Origin of the sequence: Rhodococcus sp. B10, from assembly GCF_011770055.1 — a bacterium.
GTDB lineage: Bacteria > Actinomycetota > Actinomycetes > Mycobacteriales > Mycobacteriaceae > Rhodococcoides > Rhodococcoides kyotonensis_B.
The window spans coordinates 45,595-63,189 of record NZ_JAAFYV010000019.1 but is presented as its reverse complement, the minus strand read 5'-3'; the positions used below and the strand labels follow the sequence as shown (position 1 = coordinate 63,189).

The following is a 17,595-nucleotide window of genomic DNA, read 5'->3' as shown; positions in this document are numbered from 1 at the left end:
TCGGATGCCCTGAAAGCCCCCATGACGCGGTTGTCGACGGAAGCCGTCGGGGGTCGTGCTACGGTCTGTTCCATGCAGCGCGCATATTTTTGGTTTAGCAGGCCGGCCCCGGGTGGGTCAGCCAGCGACGCCATGCGCTGAGATTCCCACCCCACGAGCCGGATGCAGACCGGCTCGACGTGTGCGTGGAGCTCCCCGAGAGTCGGTCTGAGAAACAGAAAGATTTCTCATGACTATCGACATCACCCCCGCTGGTACCGACCTCGACGAACAGCGGACCATCAGCATCAGCCCATTGGTCGCGCCGTCGTTGTTGCGCCGCGAACATGCAGCGGACGACGCGGTGTCGGCGACGGTTCGCCGTGGTCGCGACGGCGTCGTCGACATCCTCGACGGCCGCGACGACCGGCTGATCGTCGTCGTCGGACCGTGCTCGGTGCACGACACCACGGCCGCGATGGACTACGCCCGCAGGCTGGCGGAGAAGGCCACCGAGCTCGGCGACCGCCTGCACATCGTCATGCGGGTTTACTTCGAGAAGCCGCGTACGACGCTGGGCTGGAAGGGCCTCATCAACGACCCGCACCTCGACGGTTCGTTCGACATCAACGAGGGTCTGCGCGTCGGCCGTCAGCTTCTGGTGGACATCTCGGCGCTCGGACTGCCCGTGGGCTGCGAATTCCTCGACCCGATCACGCCGCAGTACATCGCGGACCTGGTCAGCTACGGCGCCATCGGTGCCCGCACCGCCGCGAGTCAGGTGCACCGCCAGCTCTGCAGCGCGCTGTCGATGCCGGTCGGCATCAAGAACTCCACCGAGGGCGACATCCAGGTCGCGGTCGACGGAACCCGCGCGGCCGCGTCGAGCCACGTCTTCCCGGGAACCGACCTCGACGGCCAGGCCGCTCTGATCCGCACGACGGGTAACCCGGACTGCCACGTCATCCTGCGCGGCGGCACCGACGGACCGAACTACGACGCGGAATCGGTCGCCGAGACCGTCACTCGCCTGCGGAAGTCGAACCTGCCGGAGCGTGTCGTCATCGACGCCAGCCACGGCAACAGCCGCAAGGATCACAACAAGCAGGTCGACGTGGTCACCGACGTCGCGCGACGCCTCGGCGAGGGAGAGCACGGCATCGTCGGCGTCATGCTCGAAAGCTTCCTCGTTGCGGGCCGTCAGGATCTGACGCTCGGGCACAAGGAGGAACTGACGTACGGACAGTCCATCACCGACGCGTGCCTCGACTGGGACACCACGGCAACACAATTGGACGCTCTCGCCGACGCAGTGACGCGCAGGCGCGGCTAGTTCAGCGCACCCCGCGCGGCCGGAACTGCACGCTGACGCGTGGGCCGGTCGCGCGGGTGCTCTTGGGTACCGCGTGCTCCCACGTGCGTTGGCACGAGCCGCCCATGACGATCAGATCGCCGTGTCCGAGAGTGAATTTCAGCGACGTGCCGCCGCCGCGCGGCCGCAGCATCAACTGCCGCGTCGCGCCGAGGGAGAGGATGGCGACCATCGTGTCCTCGGTGGCGCTACGGCCGATGTCGTCCCCGTGCCAGGCGACGCTGTCGGATCCGTCTCGGTAGTAACACAATCCGGCGGTCGCGAACGGTTCGCCGAGTTCGCTGCGGTACTGCGCGTCCAGCGCACTCTTCGCCTCCATCAACGCAGGATCCGGCCAACGTTCGTGCTCGCCGTAGAACCGCACGAGCCTGGGAACGTCGACCACCCGTTCGTACATCTGGCGTCGTTCGGCCCGCCAGTCGACCCCGGCGATTAGCCTGTCGAACAGGTCGATCGAACCGGCCCACCCGGGACGGACGTCGACCCAGGCGCCGCGGGTCAGTGTTCGCCGGGTCACCGACGACCCGAGTGGGCCGAAATCGGTGTCGGTGTCGGTGAACAGTGAGCCCTGCAGTTCCACGCTCATGTCGGCCACCCTAGCGCGATTCGAACGTATGTTCCAGTGAAAACTCGGCGCATGTGTCCGATCGGTTGTCTATGGTGTCCGCATGGCATACGACGTACAGGTCACGATCGATTGCGCACAGCCTCATGAGCAGGCGAAATGGTGGGCGGAAACGCTGGGGTGGCAGGTCGAGCCCACCGACGGGAACTTCATTCGAGGGCTGGTCGAGAAGGGGCACGCCCGAGAGGAGGACACCGTCGTCTTCGAAGGAAACCTGGTGTGGAAGATCGGGGCCGCGATCGCGAACCCCGACAACCCCGACGGTCCGCGGATACTGTTCCAATCCGTTCCGGAGCCGAAGACGGTCAAGAATCGCCAGCACCTCGACGTGCGCGTCGGTGACGACCGCGAAGCCGTCGCGGAGAAGCTCGGCGCACGGGGCGCGCGGATTCTCCATCGTGGTTCGCAGGGACCGTTCGACTGGATCACGATGGCCGACCCCGAGGGCAACGAGTTCTGCTTGACCTAGCGATACGAACCCGGTGTCTGGCCCGTCCATCGTTTGAACGCGCGACGGAACGCCGACGGCTCGGAGAAGCCGAGCCTGCTCGAGATGTCGTCGACGGAGTCACCACGGCTCAGGCCCGACACCGCCGCGTCGCGCAGAACTTCCTCGCGAATCTGGTTGACCGACGTGCCTTCCTGCCGCAGGAGGCGTCGGAGATGCGCGGTGCTGACGGACAGCATCTCCGCGATGTCGTCCGTCCCCGGGGCCTGCCCGTGCAATCCGAGCTCGAGGGCCCTGCGGACCTGCGACGACGCGGTGCTGTCGTAGTCACGAGCAGTGAACAGCAGGGTCGGTGATTCGCGAAGGTACTCCGCCAGCGTCTCCTCGGTCTGGACGATCGGTGCCCGCATCGCAGAGTTGTCGAATTCGAGCGCCGCCGCGGGCGCGCCGAACGTCACGCGGGTGCCGAACATACGGTCGTACAACTTGCCGGTCGCCGGATCGCTCATCTCGTACGGCAATTCGACGGCATGGAGCTTCACACGTCCACCGATGAGCCAGGCTGCGAAGCGATGGACGAGCACCATGCGGAAGTCGGTGAGCAGTTGGCCTGCAGCGGCCCTGGCCGCTACCGGGAGGTGGCTGTTGTCCGCCGGGGGAATCGTGAGCCGCGTCGACGTCTCGCCCCGGGTGATTCCCATGGGCGGCATGCCCGAGAGCACACGCGTCGTCTCGGCCATGCGTACGAGAGCCGTCGACAGGTCGGGACAGTGGATGAGCGTCAGGCAGATGACGCGAAAACTGCCGCGGCGCATCGGAGTACTGGCCAGTCCGAACAATTCGTCGTCCGTGATCTGCCATGCCGCCTGCGTGAACAAGGTGACCTGTTCGGCGGTCAGTCTGCCGTTCGGGTCGTCGAGCGTGTCGTGCCCGATGCCTGCGATCGACATCGGATAGGCGAGGTCGACGCCCCCGCTCTCGGCCAGCGACACGGCTTTGGCGACGAAGCCGGCCGGGATTGTGCGGGCGCTCATCGGGTCACAGGTTCAGCAGTCTGTCGGCTGCCTCGGCGAGAACCTCGTCCTTCTTGCAGAAGGCGAAGCGCACCAACGTCTTCCACGGTTCCGGATGATCGACGAACGCCGACACGGGTACGGCGGCGACGCCGATCCGATCGGGGAGCGTGCGGCAGAACGCGATGGCGTCGGTCTCTCCGATTCCGGCGACGTCGGCGCAGACGAAATACGTTCCGCTACTGGACTTCACGTCGAAGCCGGCTTTGGTCAACGCCGACGACAACACGTCACGCTTCGACTGTAGGTCGACGCGCAGGTTCTCCACCCACGCGGATTCGTGGTTCAGTGCGTGCGCCACCGCAGGTTGGAACGGTGTGCCGCCGACGAAGGTCAAGAACTGCTTGGCGGCGCGCACCGCGTCGATCAGCACCCGCGGGCCGAGTGCCCAACCCGTCTTCCACCCCGTGGCGTTGAAAGTCTTCGCCGCACTCGACACGGTGACGGTGCGCTCGAACATTCCGGGCAGCGACGCAAGGGGCAGGTGGCTGTGTCCGTCGAACGTCAACCGTTCGTACACCTCGTCGGTCAGCACGAGAAGATCGTGCTCACAAGCGATTTCGGCAATCCGCGTCAGTTCCTCGTGGCTCAGCACGGTCCCGGTCGGGTTGTGCGGAGTGTTGACGATCAGCAGTTTCGTGTTCGGTCCGATCGCACGCTCGAGCGCATCCAGATCCAGTGCGAAGCCGCTCCCGTCGGCAACGAGCGGCACGGTCGTCCGGCGAGCCCCGGCGAGAGCCACGGCTGCAGCGTACGAGTCGTAGTACGGCTCGATCAGCACCACCTCCTCGCCCGGCTCCACCAGACCCAGAACGGTCGCGGCGATGCCCTCCGTCGCGCCGACCGTCACGAGCACCTCGCTCGCCGGGTCGTAGTCGACGTCCAAGCGCCGCTTCCGGTCCGCAGCGATGGCCTCACGCAGAACCGGCAGCCCAGGACCGGGCGAGTACTGATTCAAGCCGTCGGCGATCGCCCGTTCCGCCGTCGCCAGCATCGACGCGGGCCCGTCGGTATCGGGAAAACCCTGGCCGAGATTGACGGCGTTCTTCTCGAGAGCCAGCGCCGTCATCTCGGCGAAAATCGTGGATCCGAACGGGCGTAGGCGTTCGACGGTCCGGCTCGAATGCTCCGCGCTCATCACAGCAGCTTATCCGTGTCATTCCTGCAGGCTCCACTCCCGGCCCCTCCGGCGTCACATTTTCGTCGCCCGACTCGTCCGAGGCTATGTATGCAGCAACCACCCACAGGAGAAGTCATGACCAGAATTCCACCCGTCATCCCACAGGACGCGTCGCTGCCGGTGCGGCTGACGTACAAGGCTGCGGCACGAATGTTCGGCGAGGTTCCCGAGCCGTTCGCGGTGTTCGCGCACCATCCGAAACTGTTCTTCGCATCTGCGGTCAGCGAACTGGCCGCCGACAAGGCGTCGAATACGCTTCCGGTGAGCGTGCGCGAGCTGGCCGTCTATCGCACCGCGTGGACGCTCGGATGTTCGTGGTGCGTCGACTTCGGCGTCATGATCCAGCGTCTCGACGGTCTCGACGTCGACCGTCTACGCGAGATCGGCGAGTACGAGACGTCGTCGAAGTACACCGACGACGAGCGCGCTGCGATCGCCTATGCCGACGCGATGACGTCGACGCCGATCGACGTCACGGACGAGATGGTGGCCGATCTGGAACGACGCTTCGGCCGGGCAGGAGTCGTCGAACTGACCTATCAGATCGGCCTCGAGAACATGAGGGCGCGGATCAACAGCTCGCTCGGCATCACCGAGCAGGGTTTCGGCTCGGGGGACGCGTGTCGGGTTCCGTGGAAGGAAGCGACCGAGTCACACCTTTGAGCTTGGCCGGATTCGCGAAGTCGTACGACGCCCACACCAGACCGTCCCGGACCGTGAATCCGCCTGCTCTGGCCGGGAATCCGCGCTCGCCGGACACGCCGTGCGAGTAGTACCCGAGCTGACCGTTGACCGACGCCGGAACCATCGACAGCAGTGTGTCGGGGCCGTACTTCGCGATCAAGCCGAGGAAGAAGCGCGCGCACTTGTCGGGGCCGTGCACGATCTGCACCGCGGTCCGCGTCGTGCCACCGCTGTCGCCGATCGTGCGACAGTCCGGATGCAGCGCAGCGACGACGCGATCGAGGTCGCCCGTCGCCAAGGCCGTCATGAATCGGGTGACAGCGATGTCGTGCTCGGCGTCGGGGACGGGGACCGGCGCGTGGTCGACCTGCTTGCGGGCGCGCGACGCCAACTGCCGGGCAGCGGCCGGTGTCACGTCCAGAACCGACGCGATGGCGTCGAACGGGACGGAGAAGCCGTCGTGCAGAACGAACGCGACCCGCTGCGCGGGCGAGAGCGTGTCGAGCACGACGAGGGCCGCGAGCCGCGTGTCCTCCGTTCTGACGACGACGTCGAGCGGGTCGTCGCCTGGTGCGCTTGCAGTAGACACGATCGGTTCGGGAAGCCATTGTCCGACATAGCTTTCGCGTCGAGATGCGGCCGACTTCAGTCGATCGAGACAGATACGGCCGACGACGGTGGTGAGCCAGGCACGAAGATCGTCGATGGAGTCCGATTCGGCCGAGGACAACCTGATCCAGCTCTCCTGCACCGCGTCCTCGGCGTCGACGACGCTTCCGGTCACGCGGTAGCCGACCGCCAACAGGTGGTTTCGATGCGTCTGAAAGCGTTCGACGAGCGAGCTGGTGCTCATGGACGAGCAGTCTATTACCGAGCTGCTCGGTACGATTCGAAGCATGCGATTCGGACTGTTCATTCCTCAAGGCTGGCGACTCGATCTCGTCGACATCGATCCTTCGAACCAGTGGGAGGTGATGCGCACCCTGGCGACGGCTGCCGACTCCGGCCCGTGGGAGTCGCTGTGGGTCTACGACCACTTCCACACGGTCCCCGAGCCCACCGAGGAGGCGACGCACGAGGCGTGGACACTGATGTCCGCGTTCGCGGCGTCGACGTCGCGTATCCGGCTCGGTCAGATGTGCACCGCCATGGCCTACCGCAACCCTGCTTACCTTGCGAAAGTCGCCGCTACCGTGGATCTCGTGTCCGGTGGACGCGTCGAGATGGGAATCGGCGCAGGGTGGTACGAGCACGAGTGGCGTGCGTACGGGTACGGCTTTCCGAAGGCGGGTGATCGCCTCGGGGCGCTCGACGAGGGTGTGCAGATCTTCAAGCAGGCTTGGGAGACGGGCTCGGCGACGCTCGACGGTACGTACTACCAGGTCGACGGCGCGCGTGTATGGCCGAAGCCGTTGCAGGACGGCGGAATTCCGCTGTGGATTGCAGGCGGCGGTGAGAAGGTGACGCTGAAGATCGCGGCGAAGTACGCGAACTACACCAACTTCGACGGCACCCTCGAAGGATTCACGCGCAAGTCCGAGCTGCTCGAAGGCCACTGCCGCACGCTCGGCCGCGACTTCGACGCCATCGTTCGCTCGGCCAACTACAACGTCGCGATCGGTTCCAGCGAGGCCGAGGTGCAGGATCGGCTGAAGCAGCTCGAGGAGCGTCTTGCCAAGCACGTGGGTGCGGAGAAGGCGGACGCTGCCCTCGGCGCGTTCCGCGGATTGCCCGGCGTAGGAACGCCCGAGCAGATCGTCGAGAACCTCACCGCGTTGAAGGAGAAGGGCCTCGGCTACGGCATCTTCTACTTCCCCGAAGCGGCCTACGACCGCTCCAGCATCGAACTCTTCGAGCGCGAGGTCATTCCAGCACTGAGCTGATCAGAGGTCGTCGGGAAGGTCGTGCGGGTCGACGAGCAACTGCTGGTTGTCGGCCTCACGCACCTTCGCCGACAGACCGATGTTCGCGACGAGCAAGGCCCATTCTTCGTCGGAGATCTCGGCCGTCGCGCGCGCGATGATCGTCTTGTCGGTGGTTCCCCATGCGATCGGCATGGGAGACACCATCTGCCAGGTGTCGCCGATCGTGTTCTTGTTGCGGTCGGCGAGCACCGAAATCGACGGAACCAGTTCGCCTTCCACCAATTCGTGGCCGGGAAGTGTTCGAATGCTGCGGGTGACCAGTGCGAAGTGACGCGTGTCCGCGTCGGGTTTCGCGATGTCGACGAGCGCCAGCAACGTCACACCGCGCGCCCGCTTCTCCGCGATGACCGCCGGCACGAGGCCGCCCTTCGCGTAGAGGTCTTCGACGGTGCCGACCTTGCGCGGGGCCCAGACCGTGACCCACAGCGACGTCGCCGCAGTGATCAAGAACACCGCGCCGAGGATGTACGACCACGGGTGTGCCATCCAGAAGAACCAGATCCCGGCGCCGATCAGCACCACCGCGGTCACGATGGCCGACACGCGAAGCCTGCGTACGTCGGCCATCGTCTCGTTCACCGACTTGGCGTGGGCTACGTCGACAGGAAACTGGAATTGGCGCACACGCCCATTATTAGCACGTCTGTCAGATCGCGGGACCGAGCATGTCGTCGGCGTCCGTGATGCGGTAGGCGTACCCCTGCTCGGCCAGGAAACGCTGGCGGTGTGCGGCGTACTCCGCGTCGAGCGTGTCCCGGGAGACGACGGAGTAGAAGTGCGCCTGTCCGCCGTCGTGTTTCGGCCGCAGCAGTCGTCCGAGGCGCTGCGCCTCTTCTTGCCGCGATCCGAACGTGCCCGAAACCTGCACTGCCACAGACGCTTCCGGTAGATCGATCGAGAAGTTGGCCACCTTGCTGACCACCAACGTCTGGATCTCGCCGCGGCGGAACGCGTCGAACAGCTGCTCTCGTTCCTTGTTTCTCGTCGACCCCTGGATCACCGGCGCGTTCAGCGCCTCACCGAGCTCCTCGAGCTGGTCGAGATAAGCGCCGATCACCAACGTGGGTGCGTCCTCGTGCTTGGCGAGAATCGACTTCACGACGGCGATCTTGGTGTGGGCCGTCGAGCACAGCTTGTAGCGCTCTTCCGGCTCGGCGACGGCGTAGGCCATACGCTCGGCGTCCGTCAGCGTGACCCGGACCTCGATGCACTCCGCGGGCGCGATCCAGCCCTGCGCCTCGATGTCCTTCCACGGCGCGTCGTACCGCTTGGGGCCGATGAGCGAGAAGACGTCGCCCTCGCGGCCGTCCTCACGCACGAGCGTCGCGGTGAGTCCGAGGCGTCGACGCGACTGCAGGTCGGCCGTCATACGGAAGACCGGCGCGGGCAGCAGATGGACCTCGTCGTAGATGACCAGGCCCCAGTCGCGGGAGTCGAACAACTCCAGGTGCTTGTATTCACCCTTGGTTCGACGCGTGATGACCTGGTACGTCGCGATCGTGACCGGGCGGATCTCCTTGCGCTCGCCCGAGTATTCGCCGATCTCGTCCTCGGTCAGCGACGTGCGCGCGATCAGCTCGCGCTTCCACTGCCTGCCGGCGACGGTATTGGTGACGAGGATGAGCGTCGTCGCCTTCGCCTTGGCCATCGCGGCAGCTCCGACCATCGTCTTGCCCGCGCCGCAGGGGAGCACGACGACGCCACTGCCGCCCGCCCAGAACGAGTCGGCCGCCATCTCCTGGTAGTCGCGCAGCGACCAGTGGCCGCCTTCCTGGTCGAGATCGATCGGGTGCGCTTCGCCGTCGACGTAACCGGCGAGGTCCTCGGCGGGCCAGCCGATCTTCAGCAGCATCTGCTTGAGGTGACCGCGCTCGCTCGGGTGGACGATGACGGTGTCGTCGTCGACTTTGGCGCCGAGCATGGGCGCGATCTTCTTGTGACGCATGACCTCGGTCAGCACGGCACGGTCGAGGCTGACGAGCGACAGCCCGTGGGCCGGGTTCTTGACCAGCTGCAGACGGCCGTAGCGGGCCATCGTGTCGACGATGTCGACGAGCAGCGGCTGCGGGACCGCGTAGCGCGAGTAGTTGACCAGTGCGTCGACGACCTGTTCGGCGTCGTGACCGGCCGCGCGCGCGTTCCACAGCGCGAGGGGCGTGATGCGATACGTGTGGACGTGCTCGGGCGCGCGTTCGAGCTCCGCGAACGGCGCGATGGCGCCGCGGGCTTCGCCTGCCTGCGGGTGGTCGATCTCGAGCAACAGCGTCTTGTCGGACTGGACGATGAGGGGTCCGTCGGTCACCGATTCCTCCTACGGAAAGTGCGCAATTCTTCCATTGTCCACACGAGGCGGCTTCCGCGCACGTGAGCGCGAATGTATAGCCGGCTGTACATTCGCGCGCACGTGCGGCGCAGCCGCCTACTCCACGAGCGCCACCGACGTGATGCGGTGCAGAGTGAATCGCCGGACAACCCCGGTTGCCGGGTCGAACGCGTCGAGCTGCCCGCCGCCGACGCTCACCGGGTCCACGACGCGTTGCGACGCGACACCTTGGGCGTCGACGTACCCGATGGACACGCTGCGACGCACCTTGACGGCCGTTTGCAGCAGGGCCATCGTCGCCGACCCGGTCGCGCGGGTGCCGTCGGAGCGAACGGTCTTGCCGCCCGCCGATGCTGCCCGCTCCCCGGCGCGCAGCTCGGTGACGAGCCGTCCGAGTTGTTCCTCGGTCGGGACCGCCTGGTTCCGGTACGTCGGACGGTGCCGACGCGCGGACACGCGGGCGCCGTGGGTACGCAGGTCGACGATGGCACCGCTCGCGTCCTCACCGGCAGGCGCGAACCCGGCCGCGGACAGCACGGCCAGGACCTCGGCCAGCGGCGCCTGCGAGATCGCCACCGTCGGGGCAAGTCCGCGGAGCGCCAACTGCTCGGATGCCGGCGACTTCAGCACCTCGGCCAGCAGCGCCGGGTCCTCGCACCGCACGAACGACGACGCCACACCCGCGCGCAACCGCCCGTGCCTGCGGGCGACGTCGTCGATCAGGTAGGTCAGGCCCTGCGGCACCGGCGTGCGCGAGTGCACCTCGAAGAGCGAGTGCAGTTCGGATGCGGACATTCCGACGTCGAGTGCGCGGCGCAGGCTGTCGTCGGTGATGCGGTACATCGTCGCGGCACCTGCGGATTCGACATCGGCGACGAGGTCGATGCGGTCCGACAACTCCGGTTCGAGCGGTCCGGGCGCGACGAGGGTGAGGTCGGCCTGCACCAGCACGTAGTCGATCGGGGTGGGGAGCGCGTCGCGCATCTCCGCTTCCGCGTCGCCGCCGTGCAGCAGCGCCTTGCCGGGTGTCGACAGTGCCCCGCGCGCGACGATGCTCAGTGCCGTCGCCTCGGCGAGCATGCGGGAGACCGGCCGCGGTGAGAACCGGGCCGCCGACCGGGGACGACGCCACGCCAGGCCGCGCGAGATGTCGATCTCACTCGCTGCCACACCCGTTCCCAGGTCGGCCAGGTACTCGAGGATGGTCCGCCGGTCACGCGGTGCGGCGGGGGAGCGCACTTCGTCGGACAGTGCAGCGACAGGCTTGTCGTTGGGATCACGCATCCCGATCAGCCACGGCGCGCGCTGCAGATCGAGCCACGCCGACGCGAGCGTGTGCCACTTGGCGGCGGTCGTGCCGTTCGTCCATGCGTCGACGGCCGACGTCGGTGCCCAGTAGTCCTCACCGGAATCGTTCGGTGGCAGCGGGTCCGGGGTGCCGCTCGAGATGAGCGACGCGGCCGCGAGCAATTCGACGAGCAGTCCGACGCGGGTGTCGTCGAGCCCGGTGACTTTCGCGATGCGTTTGATTTCGCGGACACCGAGACCACCGGCCTTCAGTGCCGGAGCCGGGGTGTCGGACAACGCCTGCACGACGGCCCCGCAGTGCCGAATCAGTTCGAGTGCCTCGCCCGCCGCAGCGGCGTTGACGTCGGCCACGGTCAATTTGCTGGTCGCGGGCTTGGGAGGTGTCAGCGACGTCGGATCGGAGACGGGTTCGCCGCGCAGCGTCTGTCCGACCTGGTGCGGCAGTTCGACGGTCTGCTCGTCGAGCCAGATCAGCAGACCCGCGCGCAGGAGTTTCTGCACCGGCCGATCGGGGGGAGTGTCGGGTGCTGCGTCCCTCGTCCTGCCGGTGGGCGACGACCTTGCCAGCGTCTCGAGCAGGCTACGTTCGCTGTCGTCCAGCTCGGCGAGCGCTGCGGTGATCTGCTCGGCGGTGAGCTGCTCGGTGGCGTCGAGAATGCGGCCGACGCGCCAGGGCACGGCGTCACGAGCGGCAGGAACCATCCGCAGCGACGTCGTGCCCCAGACGAGTGCACGTTCGCGCAACGACGTGAGTGCGCGGTCGACGGCCTTGCCCGTGGCTCGTTTGGCGATGATCGCGTCGAGCTGGGCCCGCGTGACCGGCATTTCGTGAGCGCCCTCGATGGCGAGCATCTCGAGAATCGTCAGCGTGAGAGTGTCCAGCGTGTCCGCGGCGCGCAGGATCGAGGCTCGCTGTTCGGCACGCCCGGCGAGCACCCCGATGGTCGACGGCGGCGGCACGGTCAGGTCCGGCCGCAGCGTCAGGGTGGTGACGAGCTCGGTGTCGGTACGGGATCTCAGCCACGCCGCGAGGTCCGAAGCCACTGCTGTATCGGTCATTGCTTTACAGATTAGAGACCTGGGCTGGTGTACGGCGCGTCGCAGGTGTCAAAATGGGCGCATGGTGAACAAGTCGAAGAAGCCCTATGTCGATCCAGGCTGGCCCGAAACCGCTCGTGGCGATCACGCGGTGACCGAGCTCTCGTCCTCCCGATCGGGAGGCCTGTCCCCGTTCGGCGAGGAGACGGAGTTCCCGTTGCCGGTGGAGCAGCTGCCGTACGCGCACCCGGTGACCGTCGTCAACCGTTAGAAGAACAGATACGCGAAAGGCCCCCGAGAATCTCGGGGGCCTTTCGCGTACGTGCGGCGCTTACTGAGGCAGGAATGCCTTGTTGGCCTGGTAGAACTCGACGATCTGCGGGTCGAGCTGGATGCCCTTGGTCGCGTCCTGGATGAAGGACGTGATCTGCGGATCGTTGGTGATGGTCTGCACGGCGGTCGTGATGCCGTCGATGACCTCGGCGGTGCCGTCGACCGTCGGGATGCTGGTGAGGTCCGGAAGCTTCGGGGCTTCGGGAGCGGACTGCGGCGAGGCAGGAACGCTGCGCTCGGTGGGCGCGCTGCTCAGTCCGAGGCTCGACGAGCAGGAGGGCCATGCGCCCCAACCCTGCGATGCGAGGACCTTCTCGGCGACGGCGATCTGCTCTTCACGGGTGGCCTGGTTGGCCGACGCTGCATACTGTCCGCCGCCGTGCGACGTCCAGGTGCTCGGAGAGAACTGCAGGCCGCCCTGGAAACCGTTACCGGTGTTGATGGCCCAGTTACCGCCTGCTTCGCACTGCGCGAGGCGATCCCAGTCCGAGTCGGGGGCCGCGTTCGCGGTGCCCGAGAAGGCGATACCCGCGGTGCCCATGATGGCGCCGGTGACGGCGACCTTGGCAACCGTGCGGCCGGTGGTGGTCGGCTTGCGATGACGTCCGCTCATACGAATTGAAATCCTCTCCACTGGCGCCTGCGAGGTCAGCTGTCGGGTTCGGGCTGAGAGGTAGCCCGGCCCAACCGTTCCGGAGGAACTGTCGGGCTTCACCCCAAGGAAATCGTTGCCGGGCAACGCTTTCCGGTTATCCGAGAGGACGTGTGGGTCCCCCGTCCTCGTCCCCTGGGTAGTTCGTCGAGGGTTCCGTTCCCGCGGGACGAGGTTGGGCGCTGCGGGTACGGATTCGGCCGAAGTTTCTCAGCCGCTGATGACCGTACTGAAGTTCCGGCGGAGTGTCACCATTTGGTAACTGTCGATTTCGGGGGGCGCGGCCACAGTCGTTCGGGTAACGGAATGCGGGGCCGGCGAACTCCCAGCTAGCGGCGGTGATGCGTCGGCGTCGCCCGCTCGTTGCCCTTCCGTTATGCCGCTGTTATGTGACAGAAGTCACATTCACCAGGAATGGGACGGGAGGGGCTGAAGTGATCAGGCGTCGACGATGTCCTTGCCGAGTGGCATCAGGGAGATCGGGATCATCTTCAAGTTCGCGATCGCGAGCGGAATCCCGATGATCGTGATCGCCATCGCGACCGCCGTGACGATGTGACCGATCGCGAGCCAGATGCCGGCGACGATCACCCAGATCACGTTGCCGATCAACGACGCGACTCCGGCGGTCGGTTTCTCGACGACGGTCTTGCCGAACGGCCACAGCGCATAGACGCCCACGCGGAACGACGCGATGCCGAACGGAATGGTGATGATGAGAATGCAGCAGACGATGCCCGCCGCGAAGTAGCCGAGTGCCAGCCAGAGTCCGCCGAAGATCAGCCAGATGACGTTCAGGATCACTCGCACTTGTCGGCCCCTCTACCTCGCACGTCTACCGGACATCAGCGCAAACACTAGCGCCAGAACGAAGCCGAGGGGCGACGCGAGCATTGCAGTCAGATAAAGCCACAGTGGCGGTTCCTCGTTCGTGATCGCGGGTACGAGAAAGATGGCCACGATCGCCAGCAGGCCGACGGCGAAGATCGTCAGTGCGACGCGGAGCAGTGTGTTGCGGTGGGGGCGCGAATCGGGCACGTCACCAACTTAGCGGCTGGGCTGCGAACGAAAACGCAGATGCCTCGCAGATGCCCTCCGCTGTAGACTGCAGTATTCGCGTCCTACGTTCGTATGTGGGGCGCGACTGTTGTGTGGAAGTACTTCGAGCGAATGGACGGGTGAGCGCAGTGCCGACCGGCAAGGTGAAGTGGTACGACGTCGACAAGGGTTTCGGCTTTCTCTCGCAGGAAGAGGGAGAGGACGTCTACGTTCGTTCGTCTGCGCTTCCTCCCGGCGTCGAGGGCCTCAAGGCAGGCCAGAAGGTCGAGTTCGGCATGGCTGCCGGTCGACGCGGTCCTCAGGCGCTCAGTCTGAAGGTGCTCGAACCTGCCCCGTCGGTGCGGCAGAACAGCGCGAACCGGCGTGAGCCAGTGGAGCGCAAACACACTCCGGACCAGTTGCACGGCATGGTCGAGGACATGATCACGTTGCTCGAGGCAACCATTCAGCCGGAGCTGCGCAAGGGTAAGTACCCGGACCGCAAGACCGCGCAGAAGATCTCCGAGGTCGTGCGCGCGGTGGCCCGGGAACTGGACAGCTGAGCAAGAAACGATCTCCGCTCAGGCCGTGGCGATCGACCAGATCGCGTGACTGACGATCTCTTCCTGCTGGGTGTCGGTGTCGATGACGCCGGACGGCAGTCGGACCTCGACGCCCAGCAGCGCACGACCCTGGTCGTCGACCGGCGGCACCGTCACCGCCGAGGTCGAGTCGGGGAGGTACAGGGTGTCGGTTTCGACGGCGTCGCTTCCCGATTCGTCGGAGTACACGGCGGCGAGAATCCACGGCGCCGACGCGATCTCGCTCGGTAGCGACAGCTGCAGCGGGCGTCCCTCGCGTACCGGCAGAGTGACGCTCTCGCCGTCACTGCCGCACAGAGGCTGGTCGACGGGGCAGTACAGGTAGGGCTGGACGTCGATGGTCCGGCCGTCGGCGAAGGCTGTGATGCTCGGTCGCCCGGAGGGCGCGTCGCGGACGAGGAGCGCCAACACCCCGACGAAGGCGACGAGCACGACGACGGCAGCGGCCGCCCCGATTGCCAGGATCTTCTTGGTTTTCGGTGCGAGGTTCACTTAGCTCACGTTCTGTCGGGTGGCGGCGTCGGGAAAGGTCTGCTCGGCGTGCTCGGGACGGTTTCCGCCGAGCCCGGGCAGCAGCGACTTTCCTCGGTAGGTGAGGAAGGTCTGCGCGAGTCCGATCGTAAGTAATACCGAGACGACGGTGAAACCCAGCCAGTATTCGGTCGGCAGCAGCACGCCCAACGTTCCGCCGAGAACCCAGCAGAGCTGCAGAACGGTCTCCGAACGCCCGAATCCGGATGCGATGGATTCGGGCGGCAGATCGGACTGCAGCGACGCGTCGAGGGAAACCTTCGCGAGGGCGCTGGCGCAGGATGCGACGAGAGCCGCAAGCGCAGCGGTCAGGAGACTGTCGGTGATGGCTGCGATGATCGCGAACGCCGTCACTGCGGCGGCGCAGCGCAGGACGACGATCGCGGGCCTGCCGAGCTTGATGCGCGCGCCCGCGGCGTTGCCGGCGAAGTTTCCGATCGCTGCGCCCGCGCCGACGAGTCCGAGCATCGCGGCCTGCTTGATCGGTTCGTGTTCGGTCTGCGATTTGGCGACGAACGCGACGTACAACGTGAGGAACCCGGTCAGGATTCGAATCGTGCCGTTGCCCCACAATCCGACGATGACGGCTTTGCCCAACGGCTGACGACGGTTCTTCGGGGCAGCGGCCGTCTGCTTCTCGCGTCGGATGACCTCGGTGACGGCGTCGTCGCCGTGGTAGCTGAGTGTCGCGGGGACCTCGCCCTCGGTGACCTCGACCCACGACGGGATCCGCATGCTCAGGTACGCGCCGAAGATCGTGATGGCGGCGACGAACCACAGCGCGCCCGACGACCCGGCGAGCCACGCGACCACGGCCGCGACACCGCCTGCGACGATCGTGCCGCCGATCAGACCGAACACGGTGAGCCGCGAGTTGACGCGGACGAGGTCGATCTCCGGTGGTAGCACCCTCGGGGTCACGGCACTCTTGAGCACCGCGAACGATTTGCTGAGTACGAGCATGCCGAGCGCCGCCGGGTACAGCACCCAACTGTCGAAGTTGAACACCAGGACCACCGCCAGCGTCGCGCGCAGCACGAACGACGTGGCCAGCGCGATGCGTCGGCCGTGTTGAAGTCGGTCGAGCATCGGGCCGATGAGCGGGGCGATGACGGCGAACGGCGCGATCGTGATGAGCAGATACAGCGCGACCTTCGTCTTGTCCTCGCCCGTCGCGGCCGAGAAGAACAACGTGTTCGCGAGCGCGACGGCCAGTGCCGCGTCGGACGCGAAGTTCGCCATCGTCGCGTACGTCAGAGCCGTCAGACCGGACTTGTCGGCGCCGTCGGCCTTGGCGGCTCGCTGGAACGCGCCGATGCCCTTGCCCGTCAGCTCGCGACTACGCATCGCGGCGACGCGGGTGACCGTCAGCTTGCGCGGCATCGGCGGCGGTTTCGGGCCCGACCCCTTACCGGGAGGAGGCGCCGGGGGATGCAGTGGAGGCAGCGGAGTGCGCCTGCTGGCCTGACGCGGCGCAGGTCGGTAGTTGTCGAATCCCGGGTGATCCTCACCCGGAGGGGTATCGGAGTGGCGGGGATCGGTCACGGGATCAATTCTGTCCTAAAAATCGACGCGGCGAAGACACCGACTCACGGCTGGGGTGTGAACTGCACCTCGAACATCGTCGGCCAGAGCTTCCCCGTGACGAGAAACCTGTCGGTGCCGGGAATCTGCGCGATTCCGTTGAGCACGTCGGCACCCGCACGCTCGTCGGAGGTCATCGAATTCCAGAGCGGCGACGCGTCGATCATCTCGGTGACGCGCCCGGAGTCGGGGTCGATCCGGGCGATGTCGTCGCTCTGCCAGAGATTGGCATAGACGGAACCGTCGTCGGAGCATTCGAGTTCGTTCAGGTTGCTCAGCTGCTCGCCGTTCACTGTCACCTGGACCGACCCCGTCTCGTCGAACGACGCGGGATCGCGGAACGTGAGTGTCGACGAGCCGTCGCTCATGATCAGTCGGTCACCGTCGTCGCACAGGCCCCAGCCCTCGCCGTCGTAGACCACCTGCCGACGCTCCTGCAGCGTGACGGGATCGCGCTCGAACGCGACGCCGTCGCGCCACGTGATCTGCCAGAGGGAGTCTCCGGCGACGGTGAGCCCCTCGCCGAAATAGTTCGACGACAGGTCGACGCGTCGCAGTTCCTCGCCCGTCTCGAGGGACGAAACCCGTACGTACGACGACCCGTTGCGGCCGGTGCCCTCGTACAGTTCGTCGCCGGACACCTCGAGACCCTGGGTGAACGCCGTTCGATCGTGCTCCCGCGTCTGGACGACCGTCACGGTCGACGTCGCGGCGGTGGCGTCCGGCTCGTCCGTGGCTCCGGAGCACCCGATCAGCAGAACCGCCGCGGCGAGCAGACCCGGCACGGCCCGGAAGGGGACGGTCATCCGCCCATCATGGCAGGCCCGAACTGGGCGCATTCGACGTGATGCGGCAAAATGAACGACGTGAGTTTCGTATCGTCTCCAGAACTCGACCATT

Annotated in this window: 19 protein-coding genes and 1 riboswitch; of the genes, 6 read left to right on the top strand and 13 right to left on the bottom strand. The window is 66.3% G+C overall.

From position 1 onward, the window contains the following. Positions 1-229: 229 nt before the first annotated feature. Positions 230-1,312: a 3-deoxy-7-phosphoheptulonate synthase gene (locus RhoFasB10_RS14280; RefSeq protein WP_068424795.1), complete on the top strand. Its 1,083-nt coding sequence runs from the start codon at positions 230-232 to the stop codon at positions 1,310-1,312. A gap of 1 nt (position 1,313) precedes the next feature. On the opposite strand, the gene RhoFasB10_RS14275 is transcribed toward RhoFasB10_RS14280, so the two are convergent. Next, complete coding sequence (locus tag RhoFasB10_RS14275) at positions 1,314-1,937, bottom strand: alpha-ketoglutarate-dependent dioxygenase AlkB (protein ID WP_167676900.1); 624 nt, start codon at positions 1,935-1,937, stop codon at positions 1,314-1,316. An 82-nt stretch (positions 1,938-2,019) separates the two neighbouring features. Here RhoFasB10_RS14275 and RhoFasB10_RS14270 point away from each other — a divergent pair, with 82 nt between their 5' ends. After that, a complete protein-coding gene (locus RhoFasB10_RS14270; RefSeq protein ID WP_068424792.1) occupies positions 2,020-2,445 on the top strand; it encodes a VOC family protein in 426 nt (141 codons plus the stop codon). Here the strand turns inward: RhoFasB10_RS14270 and RhoFasB10_RS14265 are convergent. Continuing rightward, positions 2,442-3,458: an AraC family transcriptional regulator gene (locus RhoFasB10_RS14265; RefSeq protein WP_068424789.1), complete on the bottom strand. Its 1,017-nt coding sequence runs from the start codon at positions 3,456-3,458 to the stop codon at positions 2,442-2,444. The two genes, RhoFasB10_RS14270 and RhoFasB10_RS14265, sit on opposite strands and share 4 nt — an antisense overlap. Before the next feature lie 4 nt (positions 3,459-3,462). Continuing rightward, positions 3,463-4,635 (bottom strand): pyridoxal phosphate-dependent aminotransferase, encoded by a 1,173-nt coding sequence (locus tag RhoFasB10_RS14260; RefSeq protein WP_068424786.1) that lies wholly within the window; start codon positions 4,633-4,635, stop codon positions 3,463-3,465. 117 nt (positions 4,636-4,752) lie between these two features. Here RhoFasB10_RS14260 and RhoFasB10_RS14255 point away from each other — a divergent pair, with 117 nt between their 5' ends. After that, the gene (locus RhoFasB10_RS14255; protein ID WP_068424783.1) at positions 4,753-5,340 is read left to right on the top strand and encodes a carboxymuconolactone decarboxylase family protein; all 588 of its coding nucleotides are present in this window, start codon (positions 4,753-4,755) and stop codon (positions 5,338-5,340) included. On the opposite strand, the gene RhoFasB10_RS14250 is transcribed toward RhoFasB10_RS14255, so the two are convergent. Continuing rightward, entirely contained in the window at positions 5,267-6,214 is a 948-nt protein-coding gene (locus tag RhoFasB10_RS14250; protein ID WP_068424780.1) for a sigma-70 family RNA polymerase sigma factor, read from the bottom strand. The two genes, RhoFasB10_RS14255 and RhoFasB10_RS14250, sit on opposite strands and share 74 nt — an antisense overlap. Before the next feature lie 43 nt (positions 6,215-6,257). On the opposite strand from RhoFasB10_RS14250, the gene RhoFasB10_RS14245 reads away from it, so the two are divergent. Next, on the top strand, positions 6,258-7,244 hold the full coding sequence (locus RhoFasB10_RS14245; RefSeq protein ID WP_167676898.1) for an LLM class F420-dependent oxidoreductase: 987 nt from the start codon (positions 6,258-6,260) through the stop codon (positions 7,242-7,244). Here the strand turns inward: RhoFasB10_RS14245 and RhoFasB10_RS14240 are convergent, their stop codons facing one another. The 3 genes from RhoFasB10_RS14240 to RhoFasB10_RS14230 all read right to left on the bottom strand — a co-directional run bounded on the left by RhoFasB10_RS14240 (position 7,245) and on the right by RhoFasB10_RS14230 (position 11,976). Further along, positions 7,245-7,910 carry a DUF3239 domain-containing protein gene (locus RhoFasB10_RS14240; RefSeq protein ID WP_174551400.1) on the bottom strand — a complete coding sequence of 222 codons (666 nt, stop codon included), beginning with the start codon at positions 7,908-7,910 and terminating at the stop codon, positions 7,245-7,247. A 22-nt stretch (positions 7,911-7,932) separates the two neighbouring features. Further along, entirely contained in the window at positions 7,933-9,588 is a 1,656-nt protein-coding gene (locus tag RhoFasB10_RS14235) for a DNA repair helicase XPB (RefSeq protein ID WP_068424777.1), read from the bottom strand. Positions 9,589-9,705: 117 nt separating this feature from the next. Beyond that, entirely contained in the window at positions 9,706-11,976 is a 2,271-nt protein-coding gene (locus tag RhoFasB10_RS14230; protein WP_167676896.1) for a helicase-associated domain-containing protein, read from the bottom strand. Between the two features lie 61 nt (positions 11,977-12,037). Here RhoFasB10_RS14230 and RhoFasB10_RS14225 point away from each other — a divergent pair, with 61 nt between their 5' ends. Beyond that, positions 12,038-12,226, top strand: a complete 189-nt coding sequence (locus RhoFasB10_RS14225) for a hypothetical protein (protein WP_068424772.1) — start codon at positions 12,038-12,040, stop codon at positions 12,224-12,226. 60 nt (positions 12,227-12,286) lie between these two features. Here RhoFasB10_RS14225 and RhoFasB10_RS14220 read toward each other — a convergent pair whose 3' ends face one another. The 3 genes from RhoFasB10_RS14220 to RhoFasB10_RS14205 form a co-directional block, all read right to left on the bottom strand. Next, positions 12,287-12,901, bottom strand: a complete 615-nt coding sequence (locus tag RhoFasB10_RS14220; RefSeq protein WP_068424769.1) for a transglycosylase family protein — start codon at positions 12,899-12,901, stop codon at positions 12,287-12,289. 8 nt (positions 12,902-12,909) lie between these two features. Beyond that, positions 12,910-13,100, bottom strand: a riboswitch (cyclic di-AMP (ydaO/yuaA leader). 278 nt (positions 13,101-13,378) lie between these two features. Continuing rightward, the gene (locus RhoFasB10_RS14210; RefSeq protein ID WP_114330279.1) at positions 13,379-13,750 is read right to left on the bottom strand and encodes a YccF domain-containing protein; all 372 of its coding nucleotides are present in this window, start codon (positions 13,748-13,750) and stop codon (positions 13,379-13,381) included. A gap of 12 nt (positions 13,751-13,762) precedes the next feature. Beyond that, a complete protein-coding gene (locus RhoFasB10_RS14205; protein WP_068424763.1) occupies positions 13,763-13,978 on the bottom strand; it encodes a hypothetical protein in 216 nt (71 codons plus the stop codon). Positions 13,979-14,127: 149 nt separating this feature from the next. On the opposite strand from RhoFasB10_RS14205, the gene RhoFasB10_RS14200 reads away from it, so the two are divergent. Next, complete coding sequence (locus tag RhoFasB10_RS14200) at positions 14,128-14,541, top strand: cold-shock protein (protein WP_068424760.1); 414 nt, start codon at positions 14,128-14,130, stop codon at positions 14,539-14,541. A gap of 18 nt (positions 14,542-14,559) precedes the next feature. Here the strand turns inward: RhoFasB10_RS14200 and RhoFasB10_RS14195 are convergent, their stop codons facing one another. The 3 genes from RhoFasB10_RS14195 to RhoFasB10_RS14185 are packed head-to-tail and all read right to left on the bottom strand — an operon-like array spanning position 14,560 to position 17,501. Further along, entirely contained in the window at positions 14,560-15,072 is a 513-nt protein-coding gene (locus tag RhoFasB10_RS14195) for a DUF2771 domain-containing protein (protein WP_114330278.1), read from the bottom strand. Further along, entirely contained in the window at positions 15,073-16,656 is a 1,584-nt protein-coding gene (locus tag RhoFasB10_RS14190) for an MFS transporter (protein WP_222634962.1), read from the bottom strand. 44 nt (positions 16,657-16,700) lie between these two features. Beyond that, positions 16,701-17,501 carry a glutaminyl-peptide cyclotransferase gene (locus tag RhoFasB10_RS14185; protein ID WP_068424755.1) on the bottom strand — a complete coding sequence of 267 codons (801 nt, stop codon included), beginning with the start codon at positions 17,499-17,501 and terminating at the stop codon, positions 16,701-16,703. Positions 17,502-17,595: the final 94 nt, after the last annotated feature.